General features: G+C 70.5%; 8 protein-coding genes and 1 rRNA gene. All 9 read right to left on the bottom strand.

The features are described from left to right. Positions 1-169: 169 nt before the first annotated feature. Positions 170-1,180 (bottom strand): lysophospholipid acyltransferase family protein, encoded by a 1,011-nt coding sequence (locus AB0I22_RS39440; RefSeq protein ID WP_363135859.1) that lies wholly within the window; start codon positions 1,178-1,180, stop codon positions 170-172. 14 nt (positions 1,181-1,194) lie between these two features. After that, positions 1,195-2,241, bottom strand: a complete 1,047-nt coding sequence (locus AB0I22_RS39435) for an NAD-dependent epimerase/dehydratase family protein (protein WP_363135858.1) — start codon at positions 2,239-2,241, stop codon at positions 1,195-1,197. Positions 2,242-2,503: 262 nt separating this feature from the next. Further along, positions 2,504-2,602, bottom strand: a complete 99-nt coding sequence (locus AB0I22_RS39430; RefSeq protein WP_003948845.1) for an AURKAIP1/COX24 domain-containing protein — start codon at positions 2,600-2,602, stop codon at positions 2,504-2,506. Between the two features lie 150 nt (positions 2,603-2,752). After that, positions 2,753-2,962, bottom strand: coding sequence for a helix-turn-helix domain-containing protein (locus AB0I22_RS39425; protein ID WP_031145511.1), 210 nt, complete (start codon positions 2,960-2,962; stop codon positions 2,753-2,755). Positions 2,963-3,090: 128 nt separating this feature from the next. Further along, positions 3,091-3,906: a phosphatase gene (locus tag AB0I22_RS39420; RefSeq protein WP_363135860.1), complete on the bottom strand. Its 816-nt coding sequence runs from the start codon at positions 3,904-3,906 to the stop codon at positions 3,091-3,093. A 194-nt stretch (positions 3,907-4,100) separates the two neighbouring features. Further along, positions 4,101-5,279 (bottom strand): acetoin utilization protein AcuC, encoded by a 1,179-nt coding sequence (locus tag AB0I22_RS39415; RefSeq protein ID WP_363135857.1) that lies wholly within the window; start codon positions 5,277-5,279, stop codon positions 4,101-4,103. Further along, positions 5,248-6,525, bottom strand: a complete 1,278-nt coding sequence (locus tag AB0I22_RS39410) for an MFS transporter (protein ID WP_363135856.1) — start codon at positions 6,523-6,525, stop codon at positions 5,248-5,250. The genes AB0I22_RS39415 and AB0I22_RS39410 overlap by 32 nt, the downstream gene beginning before the upstream one ends. Positions 6,526-6,649: 124 nt before the next feature. Further along, positions 6,650-7,294, bottom strand: coding sequence for an HAD family hydrolase (locus tag AB0I22_RS39405; protein WP_363135855.1), 645 nt, complete (start codon positions 7,292-7,294; stop codon positions 6,650-6,652). A gap of 73 nt (positions 7,295-7,367) precedes the next feature. Continuing rightward, positions 7,368-7,453 (bottom strand): 5S ribosomal RNA (rrf, locus tag AB0I22_RS39400); the annotation flags it as partial.

Genomic DNA, 7,453 nt, shown 5'->3' with positions numbered 1-7,453 from the left:
TACACCAGGCATGGGCAAAGGCGAGTCGTAGGGTGGCGCCATGCCCACGTTGATCCTTGTCCGGCACGGCCGGTCCACCGCCAACACCGGGGGAGCCGGACCGCCCCGCCTCCGACACACCCGCTTGCAAGACTCGCCTAAAGACCCGCTTGAAAAACCCGCTTGAAGATCAGAAGAACACCGAACGCCGCTGCACCAACAGCTTGTACAGCGTGTGCTGAATCGTTTCGCGCACCTGGTCCGTCAGGTTGAACATCAGCATCGGGTCGTCCGCCGCCTCCGGCGGATAGCCGTCCGTCGCGATCGGCTCACCGAACTGGATCGTCCACTTCGTCGGCAGCGGCACCGCGCCCAGCGGCCCCAGCCACGGGAAGGTCGGCGTGATCGGGAAGTACGGGATGCCCAGCAGCCGCGCCAGGGTCCGCGCGTTGCCGATCATCGGATAGATCTCCTCGGCGCCGACGATCGAGCACGGCACGATCGGCGCCCCGGCGCGCAGCGCCGTCGAGACGAACCCGCCCCGCCCGAAGCGCTGGAGCCGGTACCGGTCGGAGAACGGCTTCCCTATCCCCTTGAACCCCTCCGGCATCACCCCCACCACCTCGCCGCGCTCCAGCAGCCGCTGTGCGTCCTCCGCGCAGGCGAGGGTGTGCCCGGCCTTCCGCGCCAGCTCGTTGACCACCGGCAGGACGAAGACGAGGTCGGCGGCGAGCAGCCGCAGATGGCGCCCGGCGGGGTGCTCGTCGTGCACCGCGGCCTGGAGCATCAGGGCGTCGAGGGGCAGGGTGCCGGAGTGGTTGGCGACGATCAGCGCCCCGCCCTCGGACGGGATGTTCTCGATGCCCTTCACCTCGACCCGGAAGTACTTGTCGTAGAACGGGCGCAGCATCGACATGATCACCTGGTCGGTGAGCTCCTCGTCGTACCCGAACTCGTCGACCTCGTACTCGCCCGTGATCCGGCGGCGCAGAAAGCTCAGCCCGTGCGCGAGGCGCCGGTCCCAGCCCCCGCCGCCGTCCTCCTGCCGCGACGGCTCGCCGGCGGGCTCCGGATCTTCCTCCCGCTGCGGCGGTACGGGCGCCAGCGGGACGTCCGCCCGGCCGCTCGCGCGCCCGCCGCGCCTCGCCCGGCGCCGGGACCGCGGTTCCTCGCCGAACGGAATGACCTTCGCGTCCGCCATGTTGGGTGCGCTCCTCAATTCTGGTCGCCGCCGCCAGGCAGCACCGCGGCCATCCGGTCGACGGTACGGGCGAGGGTCTCGGGCGGGAGCAGCCCCGGACCGCGGCTGCGCGCGTAGTCCGCGAACGCCTCCGCGGTGGTGTATTTCGGTTCAAAACCCAGTGTCTCGCGCATCTGCGCGGTCTGGACGACCCGCCCGTGCGTCAGCAACCGGATCTGCTCGGGCGAGAAGTCGCTGATGCCGAGGGAGCGCAGCGCGGAGCCGATCCAGGTGACGGTCGGCAGGAAGAAGGGGAGCGTGGGGCGGCCGAGGCGGCGGGCGGTCTGCGAGAGCAGCAGCACGCCGTCACCGGCGATGTTGAAGGTGCCGCTGTTGAGCGTGGAGCGGCGCGGCTCGCCGGCGGCGATGCGCAGCACCTCGATCGCGTCGTCCTCGTGCACGAACTGGAGGCGGGGGTCGAAGCCGAGCACGGTGGGCAGGACGGGCAGCGAGAAGTACTCGGCGAGCGGCGAATCGGCGCAGGGTCCCAGCACGTTGGCGAAGCGCAGCACGCAGACGGCCACGTCGGGGCGGCGGCGCGCGAACCCGCGTACGTACCCCTCGACCTCGACGGTGTCCTTGGCGAAGCCGCCGCTGGGCAGCGACTTGGGCGGCGTGGTCTCGGTGAAGACGGCGGGGTCGCGGGGCGCGGAACCGTACACGCTGGTGCTCGACTTGATCACGAGCCGCTTGACGGTCGGCGCCTTCTGGCACGCGCCGAGCAGCTGCATGGTGCCGATGACGTTGGTCTCCTTGACCAGGGTCCGGCCGCCGCGCTTGCCGAGCGGGGTGCCGTTGACGTCCATGTGGACGACGGTGTCGACGCCGTGCTCGGCCAGGACCTTGCCGATCGTGGGATGGCGGATGTCGGCCCGTACGAAATCGGCCCCGCCCAGGTGGTGCTCGGGTGGCACGGCGTCCACGCCGATGACCCGGTCGACGTCGGGCTCCCGCTGGACGCGCCGTACGAAACGGCCGCCCAGCTGACGTGCGACCCCGGTGACGAGCACGACCTTGCCCAAGATCAGCGCCTTCCCTCGAAACCTCGCTCGACGAGCGGAGCTTTGGCCGCCACCGTAGCGGCTCGTTGTTGCGCTGTGATGACCGCCCGATGCATGGAGCTACATTTCAAGCCGTAGCGATGGATTCACACAAAGCGACGCCGCACCCCGGAGGACAGCGCCTCGGAGGACAGCGCCCCGAAGGCCGGTCCGCCCGCACAGCACCGCAGCCCCTCCACCGAGATCCGGTGGAGGGGCTGCGGGACGTACACAGCGTCGCTGCTTACTTCTTGTTGCGACGCTGAACGCGCGTGCGCTTGAGCAGCTTGCGGTGCTTCTTCTTCGCCATCCGCTTGCGCCGCTTCTTGATAACAGAGCCCACGACTACCCTCGCTAACTTCGATCACTCGGTGCGGGGCGTCCGAGCCCACACTACCTACATCGGGCCAGCCTACCCGGCACCGGGCGATCGGCGTAATCCGAGGTGTTCGTCAGGGCGCACGCTGGGGAAAAGCCTCCCCCAGCCCGCTCCCTAGGCGGTTTCCACCCCCACGTAGGACTCGCGGAGGTACTCGTGCACCGCCTGCTCTGGGACCCGGAAGGACCTGCCCACCCGGATCGCCGGCAGATGACCACTGTGCACCAAGCGGTACACGGTCATCTTGGACACTCGCATCACCGAGGCGACTTCCGCCACGGTCAGGAACACGACCTCGTTCAGAGGCCTCTCGCCAGCAGCCATGTCACACCTGAACCTTCCGCACATGACGGGCACCGGCTTCCCCTCCGGTGACTCCTCGTCGCTGCGCGCTCACTCCCCAGATTAGGGGCGGGTGATACGAGTGGGGAAGAGGAGCAGCGATCGGCCGCCTACTGTGACAGACACGCTCGATTGAGTACATAGCGAGTAAGCGGTCGGTAGTAATCAGACCGCACAGTGTCATCAAGCGGAACGGCGACGGACACCCGCCCCTCGGCCTGCCCGACGAACAGCGCCGGATCGTCCGTGTCCGCCAGACCGATGGCCTCAATGCCCAGCTGACCTGCTCCGCAGACCCATCCGTGATCCCCGATGACGAGGGTGGGCAGGGCGCTTCGGGCGTCTACAGCAGCCGCCAGAGCGGTACGAATCGGGAGGGGGGAATGGGTGTGTGCGCCCGGCGTACTACCGGGCTCCCGCGCGCCGGGTTCCCGCACCATCGCGACTCCCCGTACGTAGTCAAGGTTGTACGTACGTACCCCGAACCGGGTCGTCATGTCGACTCTTCGACCCTGCGCCGGGGTGAGGACAGTGCATCCCGCCGCCGACAGGGCCCCGGCCAACGCGGCGTAGAAGCCCAGGAGCCGGTGCGGGTGGCCGGTCCCGATCAGCACCGCCGCGCCGTCTTCGACCGCCGCCCGGAGCCGATCGGCGAAGGATTCGAGCGCCGCCACCGTACGGTCCGGGTCGATCACATCCTGCCCGGATGTATGTGCCGGATCGACCGAAACCCCGCACTGTTCGCCCATAAGACCAAGTAACTCGGCCAAAGACCAGTCACGTTCGGGCTCCAGGCCGATCAGCGCGCGAGGGTCCCGCGCGACGAAGAGCCGGTAGCGGCGCAGGCTCCGCTCACGGCTCGTGGCCACGGGGCCCGCGAGCCGGGCATCGAGCAGATGCGCGCGCAGGGCGTATGAACTCACCACGGGCTCCATGGTGGCGGGTTCGCCGGCCACGGCGCGGGCAAATCACCAAAAGCGTGCGCTAGGGGACGGTCCGGCCCGTATGGGCATGGCCGGTCGATCGCACGCACCGGCCGGTACCGGCATAGTCGGCATCGGCACAGCCGGTCGGCCGCACGGACCGGCCCGCATCCGTACGTCCCGCCGAAGGCGGCACGTCAGGGCAGCGGCAGCAGGCCGTGCGCCGGGAAGACCGCCCGCCGCGTGGCGAGAATCGCCTGATCCAGCCGGTCCGCGGGGTCGTATCCGGACTCCACGAAATCCCGCCACCCCGGCGCCCGCCCGTCCGTCATACGGGCCGGCGCCGCCTCCCGGGTCCGCCGGTAGACCTCGTGCCGCCACTCGTCCGGCACCAGGGACTCCGGCGGGACCGCCCGCCCCGCCGCAATCCCCACCAGGTGGGTCCACGTCCGCGGCACCACGTCGACCACCGCGTACCCGCCGCCGCCCAGCGCCACCCAGCGCCCCCCGGCGTGCTCGTGCGCCAGCGCGTGGCACGACTCGGCCACCATCCGCTGCGCGTCCAGCGACACCGCCAGATGCGCCAGCGGGTCCTCGAAGTGCGTGTCGGCCCCGTGCTGCGTCACCAGTACGTCCGGCCGGAACGCCGCCAGCAGCTCCGGCACCACCGCGTGGAACGCCCGCAGCCACCCCTCGTCCCCGGTCCCGGCCGGCAGCGCGACGTTGACGGCCGACCCCTCGGCCCCGTCCGCCCCCGTCTCCTGCGGCCAGCCGGTCTGCGGGAAGAGCGTGCTGGGGTGCTCGTGCAGCGAGACGGTGAGCACCCGCGGGTCCTCCCAGAAGGCCGCCTGGACCCCGTCCCCGTGGTGCACGTCGACGTCCACGTACGCGACCCGCCGCGCCCCCAGCTCCAGGAGCCGGGCCACCGCCAGCGCCGCGTCGTTGTAGACGCAGAACCCGGACGCGCCGCCCGGCATCGCGTGGTGCAGCCCGCCCGTGAAGTTCACGGCGTGCAGCGCCGCGCCGCGCCACACCGCCTCGGCCGCGCCCACCGACTGCCCGGCGATCAGCGCCGACGCCTCGTGCATCCCCGCGAACGCCGGGTCGTCGGTGGTCCCGAGCCCGTACGTGCCGTCGGCCGCGCCCGGATCGGCCGACACCCGCCGCACGGCGTCCACGTAGTCCTGCCGGTGCACGAGCCGCAGCGTGGAGTCGCCGGCCGACTTCGCGGCCACCACGTCGACCTCGCGGTGCAGCCCGTACGCCTCGACCAACCGCATGGTCAGCGCGAGCCGCACCGGGTCCATCGGGTGCCCGGGGCCGAAGTCGTAGCCCGTTACTGCCTCATCCCACATCAGCTGTGCACGGCCGCTCATGCCCGCCACGGTATCGGTCGGCGGCGGAACCGAACGAGTGGGCGTAGAAGAGCATGGCGAGCACCAGCAGCATCGGTACGACCATCGCGCCCCGATAACTCCAGGCGTCACCCAGGGCCCCGACGAGCGGTGAACCGATCAGAAACCCCACATAGTTGAAGATATTCAGGCGGGCGATGGCGGTATCCGTCGCCCCGGGGAACAGCCGCCCGGCCGCCGCGAAGGTCTGCGGCACGATCACGCACAGCCCGAGCCCCAGGATCGTGAAGCCGAGCATCCCCGCCCACGGCCCGGGCGCGACCGCGACCACCCCGAAGCCGCACGCCGCCACCACCGCCCCGACCCGTACGACCGCGACCGGCCCGAACCGCCGCACGCCCCGGTCGCCGACGGCCCGGCCCAGCAGGGTCATCACCATGTAGACGTTGTACGGGACCGTCGAGAGCTGCTCCGAGCTGTGCAGCACGTCCTGGAGGTACTTGGCGCTCCAGTTGGACACCGTCGAGTCGCCTATATAGGCGAAGGCCATCACCAGGCACAGCGGCAACAGCAGCCGCATGGCGACCGGAGAGCCGGTCCGGACGGTCGCCGCACCGCCCGTTCCCCCTCCGGCGCCGCTCGCGTGCTCCTCGCGGCCCTCCTGCCCCATGAGCCCCGTCCGCTCCGGTACGCGCTGGTCCACGTACCAGCGGCTGGCGACGAGGGCGGCCGGAATCACCACCACGACGAGCGGCGCGTACAGGACGGCGAGCGAGAGGTGCCAGTGCGCGCCGGCCCAGGCGAGCGAGGCCCCCACGATTCCCCCGAGGCTGTACGCGGCGTGGAAACCCAGCATGATGCTCCGCCCGTACGCCCGCTGGAGGCTGACGCCGAGCATGTTCATCGACGCGTCCAGGCCGCCCACCGTGAGCCCGAACAGCCCGAGCGCGACCGCCGCCTCCCACATCGCGTCGCCGGAGCCCGCGGCCAGGAGCGCGAGGCACACGGCGGGCTGCACCCAGCGCAGCACGGCGCTCGGCCGCACCCGCGCCACCAGGTGCTCCGTGCCGATGCTGCCGACGCCGGCGAGGATCGGCACGGCGGCCAGGAAGACGGGCAGCAGCCCGTCGGATATCCCGTACTGATCCTGAATGGCCGGAATCCGGGTCACGAGCAGGGCGAACACCGCACCCTGCACGAAGAAGCTGACGGCCAGGGCCATCCGGCCGTGCCGCAGGCGCGCCACTGAATCAGCGGGGGCAGTCATGGCGGGGAGCGTACGGGCCGGAGCTACCGCTGGGTAGATGGATCACATAGCGAATTACGGGAGTTGGGGCCGGGGCGGTGTCGGGGTGGGACCGGCCGCAGGCGCCGCGAGGCTCGGGGCGGGGTCAGGCGAGGAGCCGCGGCAGGTCCCCCAGGTCCGTGAACACCGCGGTCGCGGCGGCAAGCCGGTCGGCGGGGGTCATCGAGGTGAAGCCGAATACGTCCATCCCCGCGGCGTTGGCGGCCTCCACCCCGAGCGGGCTGTCCTCGATCACGACGCACCGCCCCGGCTCGACCCCCATCGACCGCGCGGCGTGCAGGAACAGGTCGGGCGCCGGCTTGCCCCGCCCTACGTCGTCCGCGCTGAAGATCCACTCCTCCTCGAACCACTCGTCGAGCCCTGCCTTGCGCTGCCCGACCCGGATCCGCTCGTGGGTGCCCGAGGACGCCACGCAGTACGACACCCCCTCGGCGACCAGATACTCCAGCAGCTCGGACGCCCCCTTCACCGGCTGGAGGTGCTGCTCGAAGGCCTGGAAGACGCGGGCGTGCAGCGTCTCGTCGAACTCCGCCGGCAATTGCCGGCCGGTCCGCTCCTGGACGATGTCGTGAACGCGGTGGACGGCAGAGCCCATGAAGTCGCGGAGGGACTCCTCGTACGAGGTGGGGTGGCCCAGTTCGGTCAGGTACTCGGACAGCACCTGGTTGGAGAGCGGCTCGCTGTCGACGAGCACTCCGTCGTTGTCGAAGATGACGAGGTCGTAGCGCATGACTGCACCCTAAACGCAAAAATGCCTCAGTCCCCGAACCATACGGTTCGGGGACTGAGGCGTTTCAAAATTTGTTCGGCGGCGTCCTACTCTCCCACAGGGTCCCCCCTGCAGTACCATCGGCGCTGAAAGGCTTAGCTTCCGGGTTCGGAATGTAAC

The sequence above is a fragment of the Streptomyces sp. NPDC050610 genome (assembly GCF_040654875.1).
In the GTDB taxonomy this organism is placed as follows: Bacteria; Actinomycetota; Actinomycetes; order Streptomycetales; family Streptomycetaceae; genus Streptomyces.
The sequence above is the reverse complement of the archived record's forward strand: the minus strand, read 5'-3'. Positions and strand labels throughout refer to the sequence as shown.

Bases quoted from the DNA above. Each gene is read 5' to 3' on its own strand.
- AB0I22_RS39440 (WP_363135859.1), bottom strand. From the start codon at position 1,180: ATGGCGGACGCGAAGGTCATTCCGTTCGGCGAGGAACCGCGGTCCCGG.
- AB0I22_RS39425 (WP_031145511.1), bottom strand. From the start codon at position 2,962: ATGGCTGCTGGCGAGAGGCCTCTGAACGAGGTCGTGTTCCTGACCGTG.
- AB0I22_RS39415 (WP_363135857.1), bottom strand. From the start codon at position 5,279: ATGAGCGGCCGTGCACAGCTGATGTGGGATGAGGCAGTAACGGGCTAC.
- AB0I22_RS39410 (WP_363135856.1), bottom strand. From the start codon at position 6,525: ATGACTGCCCCCGCTGATTCAGTGGCGCGCCTGCGGCACGGCCGGATG.
- AB0I22_RS39405 (WP_363135855.1), bottom strand. From the start codon at position 7,294: ATGCGCTACGACCTCGTCATCTTCGACAACGACGGAGTGCTCGTCGAC.